Source organism: Massilia puerhi (assembly GCF_009861485.1).
This window is the reverse complement of the sequence record NZ_WOFW01000001.1, coordinates 341,076-360,063: the sequence shown is the minus strand read 5'-3', so window position 1 is coordinate 360,063 and position 18,988 is coordinate 341,076. Positions and strand designations below refer to the sequence as shown.

Sequence of the window (18,988 nt, the reverse complement as noted above, 5' to 3'; positions counted from 1 at the left end):
CTGGCGTGGCGTTGCAGGTCCGCGCCGGGAGGCGCGGACCGTCAGGGAAGCTCCCTGGGAAACTTAGACGTTGACGCCGAACGAACGTGCCAGCGGACCGAGGCCGCCCTTGAAGCCCTGGCCGACGGCGCGGAACTTCCACTCGCTGCCGGCGCGGTACAGCTCACCGAAGATCATTGCGGTTTCGGTCGAGCTGTCTTCGGACAGGTCGTAACGCGCGATCTCGGCTTCGCCGGCGGCGTTCAGGCAGCGGATATACGCCTTGCCCACCTGGCCGAAGCTCTGGCGGCGCGCTTCGGCGTCGTGGATGGTGACGCAGAACGAGACCTTGTCGATGTCGGCCGGCACGCGCGCCAGGTCGACCGTCAGCTTCTCGTCGTCGCCATCGCCCTGGCCGTCGGTGTTGTCGCCGGCATGGGTCACCGAACCGTCGGTCGATTTCAGGTTGTTGTAGAAGATGAAGTCGGTATCGCCGCGCACCTTGGCGTCGGCTTTCAGCATGAAGGCGCTGCCATCGAGGTCGAAGGCCGAACCGTCGGTCGAGCGCGGATCCCAGCCCAGGCCGATGATGACCTTGGTCAGGCCCGGTGCTTCCTTGCTCAGATTGACGTTGCCGCCTTTTTGCAGACTGATTGCCATGCGAACTCCTTTTCCGTTAAGGGATGAAATGGACGGCGATGTTGATGCCGCCATCGGGGATGCATCCGCCAATATAGGCGGTAATTGATCAATTGTACATGGGGCAGGGGCGCGCGGATTTCAACATTACCCATAGGGGCGTGTACGTACTTACGCCCTGCGCCGGTCATGAATGGCGCGTCCGGCGGGCTCGAAGGATTGGGCAAGCGGCGCCAGCTTGCGGCAAGGCGGGCGGGGGCACGCTGGCGATACCGGAGCGCTTTCGAGGCAGCCCAAGGGACACACCATCCAGGCCGCCGGCGCTACGCTGCCCTGGCGTCGTCGGCGCCGGTCTTGGCCAGCGATGTCGCCGGTTCCGGCTGTGCCGGCATCGCCTCGCGTGCCAGCTTCACCGTCTGTACCGGCAGCGCCAGCGCCACGCCGCGCTCCTGCAGCCCGGCGAGGATGCCCAGGTAGATCTCCTGCTGCACGTTCATGTAGACGGCATAGTCGGTGTTGTCGACATAGTAGACCGTCTCGTAATTGAAGCTGGGAGCGGCGATGCCGTTCAGGTGGGCGCGGTCGAAGCGCACCTGCGGCTGGGCGCTGACGATCCCCTTGACCATCTCGGACAGTTCGCGCAGCACCGGCGCCGGGGTCAGGTGCGACACCGCGAACTGGAACACGACCCGCCGCGATTCCATGCGGCGCAGGTTCTGCACGCGGCTGGTGAGCAGGTCGTTGTTCGAGAACACGATCTGCTCGCCGGAGAGGCTGCGCACCCGGGTGGTCTTCAGGCCGATTTTTTCCACCGTGCCCAGCATGGTGCCGACGATGATGAAGTCGCCCACCACGAAGGGTTTGTCGAGCACGATCGAGAGCGAGGCGAACAGGTCGCCCAGGATGCTCTGCACCGCCAGCGCGATGGCGATACCGCCGATGCCCAGGCTGGCCACCAGGGTGGTGATGTTCACGCCCAGGTTGTCGAGTACCATCAGCACCACCACCGCCCACAGCAGCACCCGGATCAGGAAGGTGATCGCGGCCGAGGAGGTGATGCGGTCCGGGTCTTCGCTGCGCTCGGCGCGCTTGGCCTTGAGCCAGGTACGCAGCGCATGGTCGCCCCAGATCGCCACCTGCAACAGCACCGCCGTGATGGCGACGCGGCCAAGGAACAGCTGCGCCTTGTCGGACAGCACCAGGAAGCTGGCGCCGGCATAGACCCCGACGATGACCAGCACCAAAAGCTTGGTCGAGCGCAGCGCGGCCACCGCGATATCGTCCCATTTGGCCTCGGTGCGCGCCGCCAGCACGGCCAGGCGTCGCGCGAGGATCGATTTGACGGCGTCCAGGCCGGCCGCGACGGCGGCCACCACGACCAGCGCGACCAGCCAGTCGGCCACCGGATTTTTCAGGATGAGGTATTCCATCACTGTCGTCTTTCCCTTTCAATCAATGTTCAAGATTCAGGCGGCCGAGCGTTCGTCCGGCGCCTCGTCCTGGCCGGATGCCGGCAGCGCCGCCAGCGCGGCCAGGAAGTCGTCGCCCCAGCGCGCCACGTCGCGGTCGTTGACGATCGCCGCCATGCGCCCCGAGCGGTAGGCCACTTCATCGGCGCCCATGGTCAGCGCGTGGTACAGGGTCGCGCTCATGGCGTTGCGGTCGTAGGGGTTGACCAGTAGCGCGCCATGCAGCTCGACCGCGGCGCCGGCGAACTCGGACAGCACCAGGGTGCCCGGGCGGCCCGCCGCGTGGCGGGTGGCGACGTATTCCTTGGCCACCAGGTTCAGGCCATCGCGCAGCGGCGTGATCCAGGCGATGCCGCAGGCGGCGTAGTGCGCCACGACTTCCTCGAACGGCAGCGAGCGGTAGAAGTAGCGCACCGGCACCCAGCCCAGGGTCGAGAAGCGGCCGTTGATGCGGCCCACGACCCGGTCCAGTTCCTCGCGCAGGCTGTCATAGATCTCCATGCCCGACGCCGCCGGCGTGATGATGTTGATCAGGGTGACCTTGCCCAGCAACTCGGGATGCTGTTCCAGCATGCGCTCGTAGGCTTGCAGCTTTTCCAGCGACCCTTTCACGTAGTCGAGGCGCTCGATCGAGATGATGCCGGTGCGGCCATCGAGGTAGTCGTCCCACTCGGCGATCTGGCGCTGGACGTCAGCGGTCTGCACCAGCTCTTCGATCAGCTGCGCATTGGTGCCGACCGGATGCGCGCCGAGGGTCACGCGGCGGCCGCCCACGTCGAGCGTGGTGTGCATGCGGTCGACGCCGAGCGCGCAACCGAAGGTAAGGAAGCGCGGCGCGCACGGCACCGCACCGCCCACCTCGACCGGCGCGCAGGAACGGGCCGCATCGACGAAGTTCTCGACATAGCGCGGGATATGGAAGCCCACGTAGTCGCATTGCAGCAGGCTGCCGATGATGTCGTTGCGCCATGGCAGGATATTGAAGACGTCGGACGACGGAAACGCGGTGTGGTGGAAGAAGGCGATCGTCAGGTCGGGCCGCAGCGGGCGCAGGAAGGCCGGCACCATCCACAGGTTGTAGTCGTGGATCCAGGCGGTGGCGCCGGGCGCGGCTTCACGCGCGGTCTGCTCGGCGAACAGGCGGTTCACTTCCAGGTAGCGCTCCCAGTGATCCTGGCGAAATTCGGCTTTATCGGGGAAGGAGAAGATGATCGGCCAGAACGCCTCCTTCGAGAATTTCTTATAAAACTGGTCGATGTCGTCGGCCGTCAGGGCAATCCGCGCCGCCTTGAGCTGCGGATAGCGCTGCGCGTCGACGGCCGCGTGCGGGATGAAGCCGTTCGGCTGGCGGCTCGCTTGCTGCGACCAGGCGACCCACGAGCCCTTGCGCCCGCCCGCGAAAAAGCTCAGCAGGGTCGGCATGATGCCGTTCGGGCTTTTCGGACGGCGCTGGTAGGTGACGCCGCCTTCCACCACTTCGTCATAGGGCAGGCGGTGATACACCATCACCAGCTCGGCCTCGCCATACGAGGTCGCCTCGATGGCCGCAGTGTCGCCGTCGAAGCGCAGGCCGTGGCGGTCGAAGGCCTGCAGGATGCCGCCGCAGCCGGCGGCGTCGGCCACCACCACGCGCGGCATCTTGCGCACCGCCTGCACCAGCGCCGGTTCGGCCGCGCCCACCACCACGCCGCGAAAACCGGCCTCGAACATCGACAGGTCGTTCAGGGTGTCGCCGGCCACCACGATATGGGCCGGATCGAAGCCGGCCACCTCGGCCAGGCGGCGCACCGCCACGCCCTTGCCGACGCCGCGCGGCAGCACGTCCAGGTAGCGCCCGGCCGAGAACAGCAGGTCGCAGCCGAGGGCGTCGACCGCCTGTCGGAGCGCGGGCGTGATCGCTTCCTCGGTGGCGTAGAAGGAGACGCGCCGCTCCTGCGGCACCGACTGGCGCACCAGCTCGGGAAAATCGGCCAGCGCTCTCAATACCGCCTGGCTGCCCGGCCAGCGCGCGGCGATCTGGTGCGACAGCGGTTCGACCGACCGCAGGTCGGCATCGACGATGGTGGCGCCGACGTCGGCGATGATGTAGTGGGGCCGCGGGACGGTCGGGTCGGACAGCAGGGGAATCACGGTTTCCAGGCCGCGGCCGGTGACGAACACCAGCGTCGCCTGCGGCAGGGCTCCGGTAAACAGTTCGCGGATGCGGCGCCGCGCCTCGTGGGTGCCGGCCAGCAGGGTCCCATCGAGGTCGGTCGCCAGGACCAGGCGTGCGGGATCGAGCTGGCGTGGCCAGTGGCGGGATTCAATAACGGTCATGCTTCATCCTTTGCAGCGATGCGTCCGCCCATACAGCCGTGGGTTGGGAGGCGGACCGGGTCTGGGCCTGCGATGCTCGCCGGGGAGGCGCGCGGGCCGGAGAAAGGCGCACCCGGCGGATCGGCGCCGTGTTGTCCATGAATGCGCGATCGACACCGGGGAGCGCCAGGCGGAAGAGGGGAGGAGGCGCCGGCATGGATGCCGGAATCACGTGCGCCAGGTGCGCGCGACGCCATCCTTCCCTCGAAATGCATTTGTACAATAGCATTTCATGGCGGCATCGACAACCCGCGATTGCGCAGCGCGGTATACCGGCGGTCGCTGTCGGTACGGGCAGGAAACAGGGCGCACGCGAAAATAGCTATTGCAAAACTTTAAGCGGGGCACTTATAATTCGGCTCCCCGGGCGGTTAGTTCAGTTGGTTAGAATACTTGGTCGACATCCAAGGGGTCGCAGGTTCGAATCCTGCACCGCCCACCAGACTTCCAGATCGCAGGCTCCCAGTAATGGTTGTAGCCTGTAGAGAAAAGACACAGCGGTGTGTCTTTTCTGTGCCACTCAGCTAGAGTGGATTCTTCTTTCTCCAGATACTGCGAAAAGCGCAACAGGCCGGATTTGACTCCGATTTTTCCTGTTGCGCCGAAGCCTTTTGCGCGTTATACTAGCCGGCTTCGGTATGGGTGCCTCTTTTATTGCCCATATTATTTAGTAGTTCAACTACCCCCGCCCAATCGTAGGTGGGAATGGAGAAAAAATGAGCTTGGGCCTTCTCGGTCGCAAGGTTGGCATGATGCGTATCTTCACGGATGACGGCGATTCGATCCCTGTCACTGTGCTGGATGTGTCGAACAACCGTGTCGCACAAATCAAAACCCCTGAAACTGATGGCTACACCGCAGTTCAGGTCGTCTACGGCCAGCGTCGCGCTTCGCGCGTGACCAAAGCCGCTGCCGGTCACTACGCCAAAGCTGGCGTCGAAGCCGGTACGATGCTGAAAGAATTCCGCATCGATTCCACCAAAGCCGCCGAACTCAAAGCCGGTGACACCATCGATGCTTCGCTGTTCGAAGTGGGCCAGAAAATCGACGTGCAAGGCACCTCGATCGGTAAGGGCTACGCCGGCACCATCAAGCGTCACAACTTCGCCTCGGGTCGTCAGACCCACGGTAACTCGCGTTCGCACAACGTTCCTGGCTCGATCGGTATGGCCCAGGATCCAGGTCGCGTGTTCCCAGGCAAGCGCATGACCGGTCACATGGGCGACGTCACCGTCACCACCCAGAACCTGGAAGTGGCGCGCATCGACACCGAACGTCAGCTGCTGCTGATCAAGGGTGCCGTTCCTGGCGCGAAGAACGGCCAAGTGGTCGTCAAGCCAGCTGTCAAAACCAAAGCCAAGAAAGGAGCGTAAGCATGGAACTGAAGCTCCTGAATGAGCAAGGTCAAGCTGGCGCCAACGTTGCAGCAACCGACGAAGTGTTCGGTCGTGAATACAACGAAGCCCTGATTCACCAGATCGTCGTCGCCTACGCTGCCAACGCACGTAGCGGCAACCGCAAGCAGAAGGACCGTGAAGAAGTCCACCACACGACCAAGAAGCCATGGCGCCAAAAAGGTACCGGCCGCGCTCGTGCTGGTATGTCGTCGTCGCCTCTGTGGCGCGGCGGTGGTCGTATCTTCCCGAACACCCCGGACGAGAACTTCTCGCACAAAGTTAACAAGAAGATGTTCCGTGCAGGTATCTGCTCGATCTTCTCGCAACTGGCTCGCGAAGGCCGCCTGAACGTGGTCGAAAACCTGTCGATCGAAGCTCCGAAGACCAAGCTGCTGTCGCAAAAACTGCAGACCATGGGCCTGGAATCGGTTCTGGTGATCACCGACACCATCGATGAGAACCTCGAACTGGCCTCGCGCAACCTGCCGCACGTGCTGGTCGTCGAGCCTAAGCACGCTGATCCGATGTCGCTGGTGTTCTACAAAAAAGTCCTGGTCACGAAAGCTGCTCTGGCCAAGATCGAGGAGATGTACGCATGAGCGCCGCAATCAAATTCAGCGAAGAGCGCCTGATGAAGGTGCTGCTGGCTCCGATCATTTCCGAGAAGGCGACCTTCGTCGCGGAAAAGAACGAGCAGATCGTGTTCAAGGTCCTGCCTGACGCGACCAAGCCAGAAATCAAGGCTGCCGTCGAGATGCTGTTCAAGGTCGAAGTGGAATCGGTGCAAACCGTGAACCGCGAAGGCAAGCAAAAGCGTTCGGGCCGTTTCACCGGCCGTCGCAACCACACCAAGCGTGCTTTCGTGTGCCTGAAGCCAGGCCAGGAAATCAATTTTGTCGAGGAGGCTAAATAATGGCACTCGTTAAGATGAAGCCAACCTCCCCAGGCCGTCGCGGCATGGTGAAAGTTGTGACCGAAGGCCTGTTCAAAGGTCGTCCGTTCGCAGCCCTGGTTGAAAAGAAATCGAAAACTGCCGGCCGTAACAACAACGGTCACATCACCACCCGTCACAAGGGCGGTGGTCACAAGCAGCACTACCGTCTGGTCGACTTCAAGCGCCAGAAGGACGGCATTCCTGCCAAGGTCGAGCGTATCGAATACGACCCGAACCGTACCGCGCACATCGCACTGCTGTGCTACGCGGACGGCGAGCGTCAGTACATCATCGCCACCAAGGGCATGGCTGTCGGCGACAGCGTCATGAACGGCTCGGAAGCGCCGATCAAGGCCGGTAACTGCCTGCCAATCCGCAACATCCCGGTCGGTACCGTGATGAACTGCGTCGAAATGCTGCCAGGTAAGGGTGCCCAGATGGCCCGTACCGCCGGCGCCGGCGTGGTGCTGATGGCACGTGAAGGTACCTACGCCCAGGTTCGCCTGCGTTCGGGTGAAGTGCGTCGCGTGCACATCGAGTGCCGCGCTACCGTTGGCGAAGTCGGCAATGCCGAACACAGCCTGCGCAAGATCGGTAAGGCTGGCGCGATGCGCTGGCGCGGTGTTCGTCCTACCGTCCGCGGTGTGGTCATGAACCCGGTCGATCACCCGCACGGTGGTGGTGAAGGTAAAACTGCAGCCGGTCGTCACCCAGTGTCGCCATGGGGCCAGCAGACCAAGGGCAAGCGTACGCGTTCGAACAAGCGCACGTCGTCGATGATCGTTTCGCGCCGCGGCAAGAAATAAGGATAAAAAATGACTCGTTCATTGAAAAAAGGGCCGTTCATTGACGCCCACCTGGTGAAAAAAGTCGAAGCCGCGCAAGCGAACAAAGACAAGAAGCCAGTCAAAACCTGGTCGCGCCGCTCGACGATCTCGCCAGACTTCATCGGTCTGACGATCGCTGTCCACAACGGCAAAGTGCACGTGCCTGTGTACGTGTCGGAGAACATGGTCGGCCACAAGCTCGGCGAATTCGCGCTGACCCGTACGTTCAAGGGCCACGCCGCTGACAAGAAGGCGAAACGATAATGGAAACTAAAGCAATCCTCAAAGGCGTACGCCTGTCGGAACAAAAAGGCCGTCTGGTCGCCGACCTGATTCGTGGCAAGAAAGTTGACGCAGCACTCAACATTCTGCAATTCAGCCCGAAAAAAGGCGCGACCATCATCAAGAAGGTTCTCGAGTCGGCGATCGCCAACGCGGAACACAACGATGGCGCCGACATCGACGAACTGAAAGTGGTTCAGATCTATGTCGAAAAGGGCCCGATCCTCAAGCGCTTTACTGCACGTGCAAAAGGCCGCGGCGATCGCATTTCCAAACAATCCTGTCACGTTTACGTGACTGTCGGTAACTAAGGAGTCATACGATGGGTCAGAAAATCCACCCAACCGGCTTCCGCCTGGCGGTCACCCGTAACTGGGCGTCGCGCTGGTATGCTGGTAACGGCAACTTCGCATCGATGCTGCAGGAAGACCTGGAAGCCCGTGCTTTCCTGAAAAAGAAGCTGAAGAACGCTTCGGTCGGCCGCATCGTCATCGAGCGTCCTGCCAAGAACGCACGCTTCACCATTTACTCGTCGCGTCCTGGTGTCGTGATCGGTAAAAAAGGCGAAGACATCGAAGTGCTCAAGACCTCGCTGGCGAAGATCATGGGCGTGCCCGTGCACGTCAACATCGAAGAGATCCGCAAGCCAGAGATCGATTCGCAGCTGATCGCCGATTCGATCTCGCAGCAGCTCGAAAAGCGCATCATGTTCCGCCGCGCCATGAAGCGCGCAATGCAAAATGCAATGCGCCTGGGCGCCGTCGGCATCAAGATCATGTCGTCGGGCCGTCTGAACGGCATCGAAATCGCACGTACCGAATGGTACCGCGAAGGCCGTGTGCCACTGCACACCCTGCGCGCCGATATCGACTACGGCACCAGCGAAGCATCGACCACCTACGGCATCATCGGCGTCAAGGTCTGGGTCTACAAGGGCGACCGTTCGGTCACCGGCGAAGCACCAGTCATCGACACCCCGCCAGATGAGAAGAAGCCACGCGGCCCACGTCGTGACGACGGCAAGCCATCGCGCGGTCCACGTCCAGCCGGCGGTGCACGTCCAGCTGCCGCGCCAACCGTGCGCGCTCGTCCAGCTGTCAAGCTGGCGACCCCGGCTGCCGCTGCACCCGCTGAGAAAGCAGGAGAATAAGCATGCTGCAACCATCGCGCAGGAAGTATCGTAAAGAGCAGAAGGGCCGTAACACCGGCATTTCGCACACCCGCGGCACCGCGGTCTCGTTCGGTGAATTCGGTCTGAAGGCAGTTGCCCGCGGCCGTATCACCGCACGCCAGATCGAAGCGGCACGTCGTGCCATGACCCGTCACATCAAGCGTGGCGGTCGTATCTGGATCCGTATCTTCCCGGACAAGCCGATTTCGAACAAGCCGGCCGAAGTCCGTATGGGTAACGGTAAGGGTAACCCGGAGTACTACGTCGCTGAAATCCAGCCAGGCAAAGTCCTGTACGAGATGGATGGCGTCGCAGAAGAACTGGCGCGCGAAGCGTTCCGCCTGGCCGCTGCCAAACTGCCACTGGCTACCACTTTCGTGGTTCGCCAAGTCGGCCAATAACAGGAGTTGAATATGAAAGCATCGGAACTCCGCGGCAAAGACCAGGAAGCGCTGCAGAAGGAGCTGAACGAGCTGCTCAAGGCCCAATTCGGTCTGCGCATGCAAGTCGCCACCCAGCAGCTCGGTAACACTTCGCAGCTGAAAAAAGTACGTCGCGATATCGCGCGTGTGAAGACTGTGATGAACACGAAGGAAGCCAAATGACCGACACCACCATCAAAACGGCGCTGAAGCGTACGCTGGTCGGCAAAGTCGTGTCCGATAAAATGGACAAGACGGTCACCGTCCTGATCGAACGTCACGTCAAGCACCCGCTGTACGGCAAGATCATCGTGCGCTCGAACAAGTATCACGCGCACGACGAAGCGAACGAAGCGAAAATCGGTGACACCGTCGAGATCGCAGAAGGTCGTCCGATCTCGAAGACGAAGGCGTGGACTGTGACCAAAGTGTTGCAAGTCGCACAGGTACTGTAAGTACCCATAAAATTTGTCTTGCGTGGCCCGCTGGTATCTGAGATACTAGCGGGCTTCGTTCATGTGTTGCCGCAGTTATCCCCCGCGGTACAGCGGCCTGTAACGAAAGTGTATTTGGAAAGTCCATCACCCAAACATGGGGCTCCAGCAGGGGCGTCATGGCGGGACCAAGACTGACCGCAGGCCCACGGTTTTCCGTGGGGTTTTCTACGGCTTAAGTTGGGAAAGAAACTACTATGATTCAAACCGAAAGCCGGCTCGAAGTAGCCGACAACACCGGTGCCAAGGAAGTTCTGTGCATCAAGGTGTTGGGTGGCTCGAAGCGCCGTTACGCGAGCATTGGCGACATCATCAAGGTCACCGTCAAAGTCGCAGCCCCACGTGGCCGCGTCAAAAAGGGTGAAATTTACAATGCCGTGGTTGTGCGTACCGCCAAAGGTGTGCGCCGCCAGGATGGTTCCCTGGTCAAGTTCGACGGCAATGCCGCTGTCCTGCTGAACGCCAAGCTGGAGCCAATCGGTACCCGTATCTTCGGACCAGTCACGCGCGAACTGCGCACTGAAAAGTTCATGAAGATCGTGTCGCTGGCACCTGAAGTTCTGTAAGGATTCGACATGGATAAGATTCGTAAAAACGACGAAGTCATCGTTCTGGCCGGTAAGGACAAGGGCAAGCGTGGCGTCGTTCAGAAGCGTGTAGACGCTGAACACGTCATCGTCGAAGGCGTCAACGTCGCTAAAAAAGCGACCAAGCCTAACCCGATGACCGGTGTTACTGGTGGTATCGTCGACAAGACTATGCCGATTCACGTGTCGAACGTCGCGCTGTTCAACGCAGCGACCGGCAAGGCAGATCGCGTTGGCTTCAAAGACCAGGACGGCAAAAAAGTCCGCGTCTTCAAGTCGAGCGGCGAAGTAGTGAAAGGGTAAGAAGAAATGGCCCGTCTCCAAGAGATTTACAAAGACAAAGTCGTTGCCGAACTGACCGAAAAATTCGGTTACAAGTCGGTGATGGAAGTGCCGCGCCTGACCAAGATCACCCTGAACATGGGTCTGTCGGAAGCAGTCGCTGACAAGAAGATCATCGAGCACGCAACCGGCGACCTGACCAAGATCGCTGGCCAGAAGCCAGTCGTGACCAAGGCTCGCAAGGCAATCGCAGGTTTCAAGATCCGCGAAGGCTACCCGATCGGCACGATGGTGACCCTGCGCGGCGCCCGCATGTACGAATTCCTGGACCGTTTCATCACCGTGGCCCTGCCACGCGTGCGTGACTTCCGTGGCGTGAGCGGCAAATCGTTCGATGGTCGTGGCAACTACAACATCGGTGTCAAAGAGCAGATCATCTTCCCAGAGATCGACTACGACAAGATCGATGCACTGCGCGGCATGAACATCTCGATCACCACGACTGCTAAGACCGACGAAGAAGCCAAAGCGCTGCTCGCCGCCTTCAAATTCCCGTTCAGGAACTAAGAGCATGGCAAAACTTGCACTGATTAACCGCGAACAGAAGCGTGCAGACCTGGTGGAGAAATTCGCCCCGAAGCGTGCCGCTCTGAAAGCAATCATCGACGACCAGTCGAAGTCGGAAGAAGAACGTTACGAAGCGCGCCTGAAGCTGCAGGCGCTGCCGCGTAACTCGGCACCGACCCGTCAGCGTAACCGCTGCGCCATCACTGGCCGTCCACGTGGCACTTTCCGTAAATTCGGTCTGGCACGTACCAAACTCCGCGAATTCGCCATGAAGGGCGAAATTCCGGGTATGACCAAAGCAAGCTGGTAATAGGAGAATATGCAATGAGTATGAGCGATCCTATCGCCGATATGCTGACCCGCATTCGCAACGCACAAGTTGTTCAGAAAACCACGGTCGCAATGCCGTCGTCGAAAGTCAAGGTTGCCATTGCCAACGTCCTCAAGGACGAGGGTTACATTGAAGATTTCGCTGTGTCGTCGGCTGACGGCAAGTCGGAACTGAAAATCGGTTTGAAGTATTACACTGGCCGTCCGGTCATCGAGCGCCTCGAGCGCGTGTCCCGTCCAGGCCTGCGTATCTACAAGGGCAAAGACGAGATCCCAACCGTCATGAACGGCCTGGGCGTGGCAATCGTGTCGACTCCGCAAGGCGTCATGACTGATCGCAAAGCACGCGCTACCGGTGTCGGTGGCGAAGTGATTTGCTACGTGGCTTAAGGAGTAGACGATGTCTCGAGTAGCTAAGATGCCAATCGCCGTCCCAGCCGGTGCCGAAGTCGCGATCAACGCGTCGTCGATCACCGTCAAGGGCCCGCTCGGCACCCTGACCCAAGCCCTGAACGGCCTGGTCAAAGTGGAAAACAACAATGGCACGCTGACCTTCGACGTGATCGACGATTCGCGTGAATCGAACGCCATGTCGGGCACCCTGCGCGCCCTGGTCAACAATATGGTTACCGGCGTCACCAAGGGTTTCGAGCGCAAGCTGAACCTGGTGGGCGTGGGCTACAAGGCAGCAGTGCAGGGCAACGCCCTGAACCTGTCCCTGGGCTTCTCGCACCCGGTGCTGCACGCGATGCCTGAAGGCATTACGGCCGTGACCCCGACCCCGACCGAAATCCTGATCAAGGGTATCGATCGTCAAAAGGTCGGCCAGGTTGCCGCTGAAGTGCGCGCTTACCGCTCCCCTGAGCCTTACAAGGGCAAGGGCGTCCGTTATTCGGACGAAGTGGTCAAGCTTAAAGAAACCAAGAAGAAATAATCGGAGCAGACATGGACAAGAAACAATCCCGTCTGCGTCGTGGCCGTCAGACCCGCATCAAGATTGCCCAGCTGGGCGTGAACCGTCTGTCGGTTCACCGCACCAACCTGCACATCTACGCAAACCTGATCAGCCCGGACGCAAAAGTACTGGTGTCGGCTTCGACCCTGGAAGCGGAAGTGCGCGCCGAACTGGCTGGCCAGACCGGCGCCGGCGGCAACGCTGCTGCAGCTGCCCTGGTTGGCAAGCGCGTCGCAGAAAAAGCACTGAAAGCAGGAATCACCGAAGTTGCGTTCGATCGCTCGGGTTTCCGTTACCACGGCCGTGTGAAGGCGCTGGCGGAAGCCGCGCGTGAAGCCGGTCTGAAGTTCTAAGGAAGAATCGTCATGGCAAAAATGCAAGCGAAAATGGCAAGCGACAAGCCGGATGATGGCATGCGCGAAAAAATGATCGCGATCAACCGCGTGACCAAAGTGGTCAAGGGTGGTCGTATCATGGGTTTTGCAGCGCTGACCGTTGTCGGTGACGGCGATGGCCGCATCGGCATGGGCAAAGGCAAGTCGAAGGAAGTTCCAGTCGGCGTGCAAAAAGCGATGGAAGAAGCCCGCCGCAACCTGATCAAGGTGCCACTCAAGAACGGTACCCTGCATCACACCGTGTCCGGTCGTCACGGCGCCTCGCGCGTCATGATGATGCCAGCGAAACCTGGTACCGGCGTGATCGCTGGTGGCGCAATGCGCGCTATCTTCGAAGTGATGGGCGTGACCGACGTGGTCGCCAAGTCGACCGGTTCGTCGAATCCTTACAACCTGGTGCGCGCAACTCTCGACGGTCTGTCGAAGATGAGCACCGCGGCTGACATCGCTGCCAAGCGCGGCAAGTCGGTCGAAGACATCGTCGGTTAAGGGGAAATAACATGGCAAACACCGTTAAAGTTCAGCTCGTCAAGGGCCTGATCGGTACCCGTCAAGACCACCGTGCCACCGTGCGCGGCCTGGGCCTGCGTCGCGTCAACTCGGTCTCCGAGCTGCAAGACACCCCATCCGTGCGTGGCATGATCAACAAAGTCTCGTACCTCGTGAAAGTTGTTTCGTAAGCCCTCGGGCTTGTGAACGGAGAAATCAATGGAACTCAATACCATTCAACCAGCTGACGGCGCCAAGCACTACAAGCGTCGCGTTGGTCGCGGCATTGGCTCCGGCCTGGGCAAGACTGCCGGCCGTGGTCACAAGGGTCAGAAATCGCGTTCGGGCGGCTTCCACAAAGTCGGCTTCGAAGGCGGTCAGATGCCTCTGCAGCGCCGTCTGCCAAAGCGCGGTTTCAAATCGCTGAACGCGACCTTCAAGGCTGAAGTGCGTCTGTCCGACCTGAACAACCTGGCTGTCGGCGACGTCGACATCCTGGTGCTCAAGCAGGCAGGCATCCTGCCGGTCGTGGCACGCGACGTGCGCGTCATCCTGTCCGGCGAGATCACCAAAGCGGTGAACCTCAAGGGCCTGAAAGCGACCGCTGGCGCGAAAGCAGCGATCGAAGCAGCTGGCGGCTCGGTCGCGTAAAGCGACCGCTGCCTGATCGGAGCAAAAATTGGCGACTAATTCACAACTTGGTAAAAGCGCCGCTTCCGGATTCCCCTGGTCCCGGCTGTGGTTTTTGCTTGGCGCATTGGTCGTGTACCGCATCGGTGCTCACATCCCGGTTCCCGGGATTGACCCGGTGCAGCTCGCTGCGCTGTTCAAGCAGAACGAGGGCGGCATCCTGGGCATGTTCAACATGTTCTCGGGTGGCGCCTTGTCCCGCTTTACCGTGTTCGCGCTCGGCATCATGCCTTACATTTCGGCTTCGATCATCATGCAGCTCGCATCGATCGTCTCGCCGCAACTCGAGGCGTTGAAGAAAGAGGGCGAAGCCGGCCGCCGCAAGATCACCCAGTACACCCGTTACTTCACGGTGGCGCTGGCTCTGTTCCAGGCGTTCGGCATCGCAGTCGCGCTCGAAGCGCAACCTGGCCTGGTCATCGACCCTGGTCTCGGTTTCCGTTTCGTGACCGTCGTTACCCTCTTGACCGGCACCATGTTCCTGATGTGGCTGGGCGAGCAGATCACCGAGCGTGGTCTTGGCAACGGCATTTCGATCATCATCTTCGCCGGTATCGCAGCAGGTCTGCCGTCGGCCCTGGGCGGCTTGTTCACCCTGGTCTCGAACGGTTCGATCGGCAGCTTCTCGGCCATCCTGATCGTGGTGCTGGTCGCTGCGGTGACGTATGCGGTGGTGTTCGTGGAACGCGGACAGCGCAAGATCCTGGTCAATTACGCGAAACGTCAGGTCGGCAACAAGATCTATGGTGGCCAAACCAGCCACCTGCCCTTGAAGCTGAACATGGCAGGCGTGATCCCACCGATCTTCGCTTCGTCGATCATTCTGTTCCCGGCGACGATTGTCGACTGGTTCACGCGCGGCAAGGATACGTCCGGCCCCGTGATCGGGTTCCTGAAGGATCTGGCGGCGTCGATGGCGCCAGGCGAGCCGATCCACGCTTTGCTGTATGCGGTGGCGATCGTGTTCTTCTGCTTCTTCTATACCGCGCTGGTCTTTAACAGCAAGGAAACGGCGGATAACTTGAAGAAGAGCGGCGCGTTTGTTCCGGGCATCCGTCCGGGCGAGCAAACCGCACGCTATATCGACAAGATCCTGATGCGTCTGACCCTTGCCGGCGCGGTCTATATCACCCTGGTGTGCTTGGTGCCGGAGTTCATGACCGCTCAGTGGAAGGTTCCCTTCTACTTCGGTGGCACATCGCTCCTGATCATCGTTGTGGTGACGATGGACTTCATGGCACAAGTGCAGAACTACGTCATGTCGCAACAATATGATTCACTGTTGCGGAAGGCCAACTTCAAGGGTGGAGTTCCAACGCGATAAGTGTTGGAAGCATAGAGCGAATGGCAAAAGACGATGTCATCCAAATGCAAGGGGAGATTCTGGAGAATCTCCCAAACGCGACGTTCCGCGTAAAGCTGGAAAACGGCCATGTGGTCCTGGGGCATATCTCGGGTAAAATGCGGATGAACTATATTCGCATCCTCCCGGGTGACAAGGTAACGGTGGAGTTGACCCCGTATGACCTGTCCCGGGCCCGCATCGTGTTCCGCACCAAGTAAAAACATCATCAAGTAAACGAACCGAAGAGAGTGCAAAATGAAAGTTAACGCTTCAGTCAAGCGGATCTGCCGCAACTGCAAGATCATCAAGCGCAAGGGCGTGGTCCGTGTGATCTGCGTCGAGCCGCGTCACAAGCAGCGTCAAGGTTAATTTCGAGGAATAACGAATGGCACGTATTGCAGGGGTTAACATCCCAAATCATCAGCACACTGTTATCGGCCTGACGGCGATCTACGGTGTTGGCCGTCCGCGTTCGCAGAAAATCTGCGACGCAACCGGTATCGCGACCAACAAAAAAGTCAAGGACCTGGACGATAACGAACTCGAGAAGCTGCGTGACGAAGTCGCGAAGTTTGTCGTGGAAGGCGACCTGCGCCGCGAACTGTCCATGAACATCAAGCGTCTGATGGACCTGGGTTGCTACCGCGGCATGCGTCACCGTAAGGGCCTGCCGGTCCGCGGTCAGCGTACCCGCACCAATGCTCGTACCCGTAAAGGTCCGCGCAAGGCAGCTCAATCGCTCAAGAAATAATCTAGGAACCGACTATGGCCAAGCAACAAAGCAGCGCAGCAGCAGCACGCGTGCGCAAGAAAGTGAAGAAGAACGTTGCCGAGGGCATCGCCCACGTGCACGCTTCGTTCAACAACACGATCATCACCATCACCGACCGCCAGGGCAACGCTCTGTCGTGGGCAACCTCCGGTGGCGCCGGCTTCAAGGGTTCGCGCAAATCGACCCCGTTCGCGGCTCAGGTCGCTGCCGAAGCTGCAGGCAAGGTCGCTCAGGAATCGGGCGTGAAGAACCTGGAAGTGCGTATCAAGGGCCCAGGCCCAGGCCGTGAATCGGCTGTGCGCGCACTGAACAATCTCGGCATCAAGATCACCGAGATCCAGGACGTCACCCCAGTTCCACACAACGGCTGCCGTCCACCGAAGCGTCGCCGCATCTAAGGCATGGGGCAGGGCGGTTCGCCGCCTCGCCCGTGTCTGGATGTCGACGCACGGGGTGAACATTCCGTTGTGTTTCAAGACAAAGCCGGTGCAGTTGCCCAGAAATGGGTTATACTGCCCGGCTCTTGTCGCCTGCCGTCCCTGACCGCAGGCGATGTTGTAAGCCACGTCCGGCCTCTTGCAGAGCTGGACTAGCGCCTGGGTGCATATGGTTCGCATATGCGTCGCTGGGGCGTGATCAAATATTAAAGGAAATCTAACGTGGCACGTTATATCGGACCAAAAGCAAAACTGTCGCGCCGTGAAGGCACCGACCTGTTCCTCAAGAGCGCACGTCGTTCGCTCGATTCGAAGTGCAAACTGGACGTCAAGCCAGGCCAGCACGGTGTCAAGTCGGGTGCCCGCACCTCGGACTACGGCAACCAGCTGCGCGAGAAGCAAAAAGTCAAGCGCATGTACGGCATCCTGGAACGCCAGTTCCGTCGCTACTTCGCAGAAGCATCGCGTCGCAAGGGCAACACCGGCGAAACCCTGCTGAAGCTGCTGGAAGCGCGCCTGGACAACGTCACCTACCGCATGGGCTTCGGCTCGACCCGCGCTGAAGCGCGTCAGCTGGTGAGCCACAAGGCCTTCACCGTGAACGGCAACGTCGTGAACATCGCGTCGTACCAGGTCAAGACCGGCGACGTCGTCGCTGTGCGCGAAAAAGCCAAGAAGCAAGTGCGTATCGCTGAAGCCCTGTCGCTGGCCGAGCAAGTCGGTTTCCCGAGCTGGGTCTCGGTCGACGCGAAGAAGCTGGAAGGCACCTTCCGTTCGTTCCCAGAGCGTAACGAAATCGCTGCTGACGTCAACGAAGCGCTGATCGTCGAACTGTACTCGCGTTAATCGATGCGCGAGAGGGGCGGCTTGCCGCCCCTGTTGCCATCCCGGCGGGAAGGGCAGTGCGGCCGCAGCAACCTCGGGTTGGCGCCGCAGCGGGCTCAGGCTCCTGTCTTTCCCGCCGCAAGCATCTGTTTTACCGCCTGCCATCGCGCAGGCGTTCTCTTTAAAGCCATCAGCCTTATCGGTGTAACGAGCCGAGGGTATTGAAAAGGACTCATTCATGCAAAATAGTTTGTTGAAGCCACGTATCATCGACGTCGAAGCACTGGGCGCCGGCCACGCGAAAGTCGTCATGGAACCGTTCGAGCGTGGCTATGGCCACACCCTCGGCAACGCCCTGCGCCGCGTGCTGCTGTCGTCGATGGTGGGCTACGCGCCGACCGAAGTGACGATCGCTGGTGTCGTGCATGAATACTCGTCGCTCGATGGCGTCCAGGAAGACGTCGTCGACCTGCTGCTGAACCTGAAGGGCGTGGTCTTCAAGGTCCACAACCGCGACTCCGTCAACCTGACCCTGAAGAAGGAAGGCGAAGGCGCCGTCCTGGCATCGGACATCGACCTGCCGCACGACGTCGAACTGGTCAACCCGGATCACGTGATCGCTCACCTGACCGCCGGCGGCAAGCTGGACATGCAGATCAAGGTCGAAAAAGGCCGCGGCTATGTGCCGGGCAACGTCCGTCGCCTGTCGGAAGACACCAACAAGACCATCGGCCGCATCATCCTGGACGCGTCGTTCTCGCCAGTGCGCCGCGTGTCGTACGCCGTGGAGTCGGCCCGTGTCGAGCAGCGTACCGACCTGGACAAGCTGATCATCAACATCGAAACCAATGGCGTCATTACCCCGGAAGAAGCGATCCGCCAGTCGGCCCGCGTCCTGGTTGACCAGCTGAACGTGTTCGCCGCCCTGGAAGGCACCGAAGCCGCTGCCGAAGCACCATCGCGCGCACCGCTGGTCGATCCGATCCTGCTGCGTCCAGTCGACGACCTGGAACTGACCGTCCGTTCGGCCAACTGCCTGAAAGCAGAAAACATCTACTACATCGGCGACCTGATCCAGCGTTCGGAAAACGAACTGCTCAAGACGCCAAACCTGGGCCGCAAGTCGCTCAACGAAATCAAGGAAGTCCTGGCTTCGCGCGGCCTGACCCTGGGCATGAAGCTGGAAAACTGGCCACCAGCCGGTCTCGAGAAATAAGATAGTCACCCGAAAGTAGACACCTACTTTCGGCTGGAAACAGCCAAAAAGGACTGGCCAAGCCAGATCCTTTTTGGAGGAAAAAGCGTAGTAAAAAAACCTAAACAGAACCGGTCCGCGGACGTGCTC

30 protein-coding genes and 1 tRNA gene are annotated in these 18,988 nt (G+C 60.3%); 28 read left to right on the top strand and 3 right to left on the bottom strand.

Annotated features, from left to right (window positions below; genetic code table 11):
• Positions 1-63 precede the first annotated feature (63 nt).
• From GNT67_RS01625 to ggpS, 3 genes are all read right to left on the bottom strand, one after another.
• Complete coding sequence (locus GNT67_RS01625; RefSeq protein WP_159627951.1) at positions 64-639, bottom strand: TerD family protein; 576 nt, start codon at positions 637-639, stop codon at positions 64-66.
• Positions 640-941: 302 nt separating this feature from the next.
• Complete coding sequence (locus GNT67_RS01620; RefSeq protein WP_159627949.1) at positions 942-2,048, bottom strand: mechanosensitive ion channel family protein; 1,107 nt, start codon at positions 2,046-2,048, stop codon at positions 942-944.
• A gap of 36 nt (positions 2,049-2,084) precedes the next feature.
• Positions 2,085-4,403: a glucosylglycerol-phosphate synthase gene (gene ggpS, locus GNT67_RS01615; RefSeq protein ID WP_159627947.1), complete on the bottom strand. Its 2,319-nt coding sequence runs from the start codon at positions 4,401-4,403 to the stop codon at positions 2,085-2,087.
• A gap of 404 nt (positions 4,404-4,807) precedes the next feature.
• Between ggpS and GNT67_RS01610 the strand changes: the two genes are divergently transcribed.
• From GNT67_RS01610 to GNT67_RS01475, 28 genes are all read left to right on the top strand, one after another.
• Positions 4,808-4,884, top strand: a tRNA-Val gene (locus tag GNT67_RS01610).
• Between the two features lie 274 nt (positions 4,885-5,158).
• Positions 5,159-5,815: a 50S ribosomal protein L3 gene (gene rplC, locus GNT67_RS01605; protein ID WP_159627946.1), complete on the top strand. Its 657-nt coding sequence runs from the start codon at positions 5,159-5,161 to the stop codon at positions 5,813-5,815.
• 2 nt (positions 5,816-5,817) lie between these two features.
• Positions 5,818-6,438 carry a 50S ribosomal protein L4 gene (gene rplD / locus GNT67_RS01600; RefSeq protein WP_005663467.1) on the top strand — a complete coding sequence of 207 codons (621 nt, stop codon included), beginning with the start codon at positions 5,818-5,820 and terminating at the stop codon, positions 6,436-6,438.
• Positions 6,435-6,752 (top strand): 50S ribosomal protein L23, encoded by a 318-nt coding sequence (rplW, locus tag GNT67_RS01595; protein WP_123069936.1) that lies wholly within the window; start codon positions 6,435-6,437, stop codon positions 6,750-6,752. The genes rplD and rplW overlap by 4 nt, the downstream gene beginning before the upstream one ends.
• Entirely contained in the window at positions 6,752-7,579 is an 828-nt protein-coding gene (gene rplB, locus GNT67_RS01590) for a 50S ribosomal protein L2 (protein ID WP_159627944.1), read from the top strand. Before rplW ends, rplB begins: the two co-directional genes overlap by 1 nt.
• Before the next feature lie 9 nt (positions 7,580-7,588).
• Positions 7,589-7,864 carry a 30S ribosomal protein S19 gene (rpsS, locus tag GNT67_RS01585; protein WP_159627942.1) on the top strand — a complete coding sequence of 92 codons (276 nt, stop codon included), beginning with the start codon at positions 7,589-7,591 and terminating at the stop codon, positions 7,862-7,864.
• Entirely contained in the window at positions 7,861-8,193 is a 333-nt protein-coding gene (rplV, locus tag GNT67_RS01580; protein WP_170976705.1) for a 50S ribosomal protein L22, read from the top strand. The genes rpsS and rplV overlap by 4 nt, the downstream gene beginning before the upstream one ends.
• A gap of 11 nt (positions 8,194-8,204) precedes the next feature.
• Complete coding sequence (gene rpsC / locus GNT67_RS01575) at positions 8,205-9,032, top strand: 30S ribosomal protein S3 (protein WP_123069939.1); 828 nt, start codon at positions 8,205-8,207, stop codon at positions 9,030-9,032.
• A gap of 2 nt (positions 9,033-9,034) precedes the next feature.
• Positions 9,035-9,454, top strand: coding sequence for a 50S ribosomal protein L16 (rplP, locus tag GNT67_RS01570; protein WP_005663456.1), 420 nt, complete (start codon positions 9,035-9,037; stop codon positions 9,452-9,454).
• A gap of 12 nt (positions 9,455-9,466) precedes the next feature.
• Complete coding sequence (rpmC, locus tag GNT67_RS01565) at positions 9,467-9,658, top strand: 50S ribosomal protein L29 (RefSeq protein WP_123069940.1); 192 nt, start codon at positions 9,467-9,469, stop codon at positions 9,656-9,658.
• The gene (gene rpsQ / locus GNT67_RS01560) at positions 9,655-9,930 is read left to right on the top strand and encodes a 30S ribosomal protein S17 (protein ID WP_123069941.1); all 276 of its coding nucleotides are present in this window, start codon (positions 9,655-9,657) and stop codon (positions 9,928-9,930) included. Before rpmC ends, rpsQ begins: the two co-directional genes overlap by 4 nt.
• 236 nt (positions 9,931-10,166) lie before the next feature.
• A complete protein-coding gene (gene rplN, locus GNT67_RS01555; RefSeq protein ID WP_005663451.1) occupies positions 10,167-10,535 on the top strand; it encodes a 50S ribosomal protein L14 in 369 nt (122 codons plus the stop codon).
• Positions 10,536-10,544: 9 nt separating this feature from the next.
• Entirely contained in the window at positions 10,545-10,859 is a 315-nt protein-coding gene (gene rplX, locus GNT67_RS01550; RefSeq protein ID WP_091877211.1) for a 50S ribosomal protein L24, read from the top strand.
• 6 nt (positions 10,860-10,865) lie between these two features.
• A complete protein-coding gene (gene rplE / locus GNT67_RS01545; protein ID WP_159627940.1) occupies positions 10,866-11,405 on the top strand; it encodes a 50S ribosomal protein L5 in 540 nt (179 codons plus the stop codon).
• Positions 11,406-11,409: 4 nt separating this feature from the next.
• Entirely contained in the window at positions 11,410-11,715 is a 306-nt protein-coding gene (rpsN, locus tag GNT67_RS01540; protein ID WP_123069943.1) for a 30S ribosomal protein S14, read from the top strand.
• Between the two features lie 14 nt (positions 11,716-11,729).
• A complete protein-coding gene (rpsH, locus tag GNT67_RS01535; RefSeq protein ID WP_123069944.1) occupies positions 11,730-12,125 on the top strand; it encodes a 30S ribosomal protein S8 in 396 nt (131 codons plus the stop codon).
• 10 nt (positions 12,126-12,135) lie between these two features.
• Positions 12,136-12,669, top strand: a complete 534-nt coding sequence (gene rplF / locus GNT67_RS01530; protein ID WP_159627938.1) for a 50S ribosomal protein L6 — start codon at positions 12,136-12,138, stop codon at positions 12,667-12,669.
• 11 nt (positions 12,670-12,680) lie between these two features.
• Complete coding sequence (gene rplR, locus GNT67_RS01525) at positions 12,681-13,043, top strand: 50S ribosomal protein L18 (protein WP_123069946.1); 363 nt, start codon at positions 12,681-12,683, stop codon at positions 13,041-13,043.
• Positions 13,044-13,055: 12 nt separating this feature from the next.
• A complete protein-coding gene (rpsE, locus tag GNT67_RS01520; protein WP_005663437.1) occupies positions 13,056-13,574 on the top strand; it encodes a 30S ribosomal protein S5 in 519 nt (172 codons plus the stop codon).
• 11 nt (positions 13,575-13,585) lie between these two features.
• Positions 13,586-13,765, top strand: a complete 180-nt coding sequence (rpmD, locus tag GNT67_RS01515) for a 50S ribosomal protein L30 (protein WP_123069947.1) — start codon at positions 13,586-13,588, stop codon at positions 13,763-13,765.
• Positions 13,766-13,793: 28 nt separating this feature from the next.
• Entirely contained in the window at positions 13,794-14,225 is a 432-nt protein-coding gene (gene rplO / locus GNT67_RS01510; protein WP_159627936.1) for a 50S ribosomal protein L15, read from the top strand.
• 28 nt (positions 14,226-14,253) lie between these two features.
• A complete protein-coding gene (gene secY / locus GNT67_RS01505; protein WP_159627934.1) occupies positions 14,254-15,588 on the top strand; it encodes a preprotein translocase subunit SecY in 1,335 nt (444 codons plus the stop codon).
• A gap of 20 nt (positions 15,589-15,608) precedes the next feature.
• A complete protein-coding gene (gene infA, locus GNT67_RS01500; protein WP_005663428.1) occupies positions 15,609-15,827 on the top strand; it encodes a translation initiation factor IF-1 in 219 nt (72 codons plus the stop codon).
• 37 nt (positions 15,828-15,864) lie between these two features.
• The gene (gene rpmJ / locus GNT67_RS01495) at positions 15,865-15,978 is read left to right on the top strand and encodes a 50S ribosomal protein L36 (RefSeq protein ID WP_005663407.1); all 114 of its coding nucleotides are present in this window, start codon (positions 15,865-15,867) and stop codon (positions 15,976-15,978) included.
• 16 nt (positions 15,979-15,994) lie between these two features.
• Positions 15,995-16,360: a 30S ribosomal protein S13 gene (gene rpsM / locus GNT67_RS01490; RefSeq protein WP_056337616.1), complete on the top strand. Its 366-nt coding sequence runs from the start codon at positions 15,995-15,997 to the stop codon at positions 16,358-16,360.
• Between the two features lie 14 nt (positions 16,361-16,374).
• Positions 16,375-16,779 carry a 30S ribosomal protein S11 gene (rpsK, locus tag GNT67_RS01485; protein ID WP_005663404.1) on the top strand — a complete coding sequence of 135 codons (405 nt, stop codon included), beginning with the start codon at positions 16,375-16,377 and terminating at the stop codon, positions 16,777-16,779.
• A gap of 261 nt (positions 16,780-17,040) precedes the next feature.
• Positions 17,041-17,664 (top strand): 30S ribosomal protein S4, encoded by a 624-nt coding sequence (rpsD, locus tag GNT67_RS01480; RefSeq protein ID WP_159627932.1) that lies wholly within the window; start codon positions 17,041-17,043, stop codon positions 17,662-17,664.
• Positions 17,665-17,881: 217 nt separating this feature from the next.
• Complete coding sequence (locus GNT67_RS01475) at positions 17,882-18,859, top strand: DNA-directed RNA polymerase subunit alpha (protein ID WP_159627930.1); 978 nt, start codon at positions 17,882-17,884, stop codon at positions 18,857-18,859.
• Positions 18,860-18,988: the final 129 nt, after the last annotated feature.

Bases quoted from the DNA above. Each gene is read 5' to 3' on its own strand.
- GNT67_RS01625 (WP_159627951.1), bottom strand. From the start codon at position 639: ATGGCAATCAGTCTGCAAAAAGGCGGCAACGTCAATCTGAGCAAGGAA.
- GNT67_RS01620 (WP_159627949.1), bottom strand. From the start codon at position 2,048: ATGGAATACCTCATCCTGAAAAATCCGGTGGCCGACTGGCTGGTCGCG.
- ggpS (WP_159627947.1), bottom strand. From the start codon at position 4,403: ATGACCGTTATTGAATCCCGCCACTGGCCACGCCAGCTCGATCCCGCA.
- rplC (WP_159627946.1), top strand. From the start codon at position 5,159: ATGAGCTTGGGCCTTCTCGGTCGCAAGGTTGGCATGATGCGTATCTTC.
- rplD (WP_005663467.1), top strand. From the start codon at position 5,818: ATGGAACTGAAGCTCCTGAATGAGCAAGGTCAAGCTGGCGCCAACGTT.
- rplW (WP_123069936.1), top strand. From the start codon at position 6,435: ATGAGCGCCGCAATCAAATTCAGCGAAGAGCGCCTGATGAAGGTGCTG.
- rplB (WP_159627944.1), top strand. From the start codon at position 6,752: ATGGCACTCGTTAAGATGAAGCCAACCTCCCCAGGCCGTCGCGGCATG.
- rpsS (WP_159627942.1), top strand. From the start codon at position 7,589: ATGACTCGTTCATTGAAAAAAGGGCCGTTCATTGACGCCCACCTGGTG.
- rpsC (WP_123069939.1), top strand. From the start codon at position 8,205: ATGGGTCAGAAAATCCACCCAACCGGCTTCCGCCTGGCGGTCACCCGT.
- rplP (WP_005663456.1), top strand. From the start codon at position 9,035: ATGCTGCAACCATCGCGCAGGAAGTATCGTAAAGAGCAGAAGGGCCGT.
- rpmC (WP_123069940.1), top strand. From the start codon at position 9,467: ATGAAAGCATCGGAACTCCGCGGCAAAGACCAGGAAGCGCTGCAGAAG.
- rpsQ (WP_123069941.1), top strand. From the start codon at position 9,655: ATGACCGACACCACCATCAAAACGGCGCTGAAGCGTACGCTGGTCGGC.
- rplN (WP_005663451.1), top strand. From the start codon at position 10,167: ATGATTCAAACCGAAAGCCGGCTCGAAGTAGCCGACAACACCGGTGCC.
- rplX (WP_091877211.1), top strand. From the start codon at position 10,545: ATGGATAAGATTCGTAAAAACGACGAAGTCATCGTTCTGGCCGGTAAG.
- rplE (WP_159627940.1), top strand. From the start codon at position 10,866: ATGGCCCGTCTCCAAGAGATTTACAAAGACAAAGTCGTTGCCGAACTG.
- rpsN (WP_123069943.1), top strand. From the start codon at position 11,410: ATGGCAAAACTTGCACTGATTAACCGCGAACAGAAGCGTGCAGACCTG.
- rpsH (WP_123069944.1), top strand. From the start codon at position 11,730: ATGAGTATGAGCGATCCTATCGCCGATATGCTGACCCGCATTCGCAAC.
- rplF (WP_159627938.1), top strand. From the start codon at position 12,136: ATGTCTCGAGTAGCTAAGATGCCAATCGCCGTCCCAGCCGGTGCCGAA.
- rplR (WP_123069946.1), top strand. From the start codon at position 12,681: ATGGACAAGAAACAATCCCGTCTGCGTCGTGGCCGTCAGACCCGCATC.
- rpsE (WP_005663437.1), top strand. From the start codon at position 13,056: ATGGCAAAAATGCAAGCGAAAATGGCAAGCGACAAGCCGGATGATGGC.
- rpmD (WP_123069947.1), top strand. From the start codon at position 13,586: ATGGCAAACACCGTTAAAGTTCAGCTCGTCAAGGGCCTGATCGGTACC.
- rplO (WP_159627936.1), top strand. From the start codon at position 13,794: ATGGAACTCAATACCATTCAACCAGCTGACGGCGCCAAGCACTACAAG.
- infA (WP_005663428.1), top strand. From the start codon at position 15,609: ATGGCAAAAGACGATGTCATCCAAATGCAAGGGGAGATTCTGGAGAAT.
- rpmJ (WP_005663407.1), top strand. From the start codon at position 15,865: ATGAAAGTTAACGCTTCAGTCAAGCGGATCTGCCGCAACTGCAAGATC.
- rpsM (WP_056337616.1), top strand. From the start codon at position 15,995: ATGGCACGTATTGCAGGGGTTAACATCCCAAATCATCAGCACACTGTT.
- rpsK (WP_005663404.1), top strand. From the start codon at position 16,375: ATGGCCAAGCAACAAAGCAGCGCAGCAGCAGCACGCGTGCGCAAGAAA.
- GNT67_RS01475 (WP_159627930.1), top strand. From the start codon at position 17,882: ATGCAAAATAGTTTGTTGAAGCCACGTATCATCGACGTCGAAGCACTG.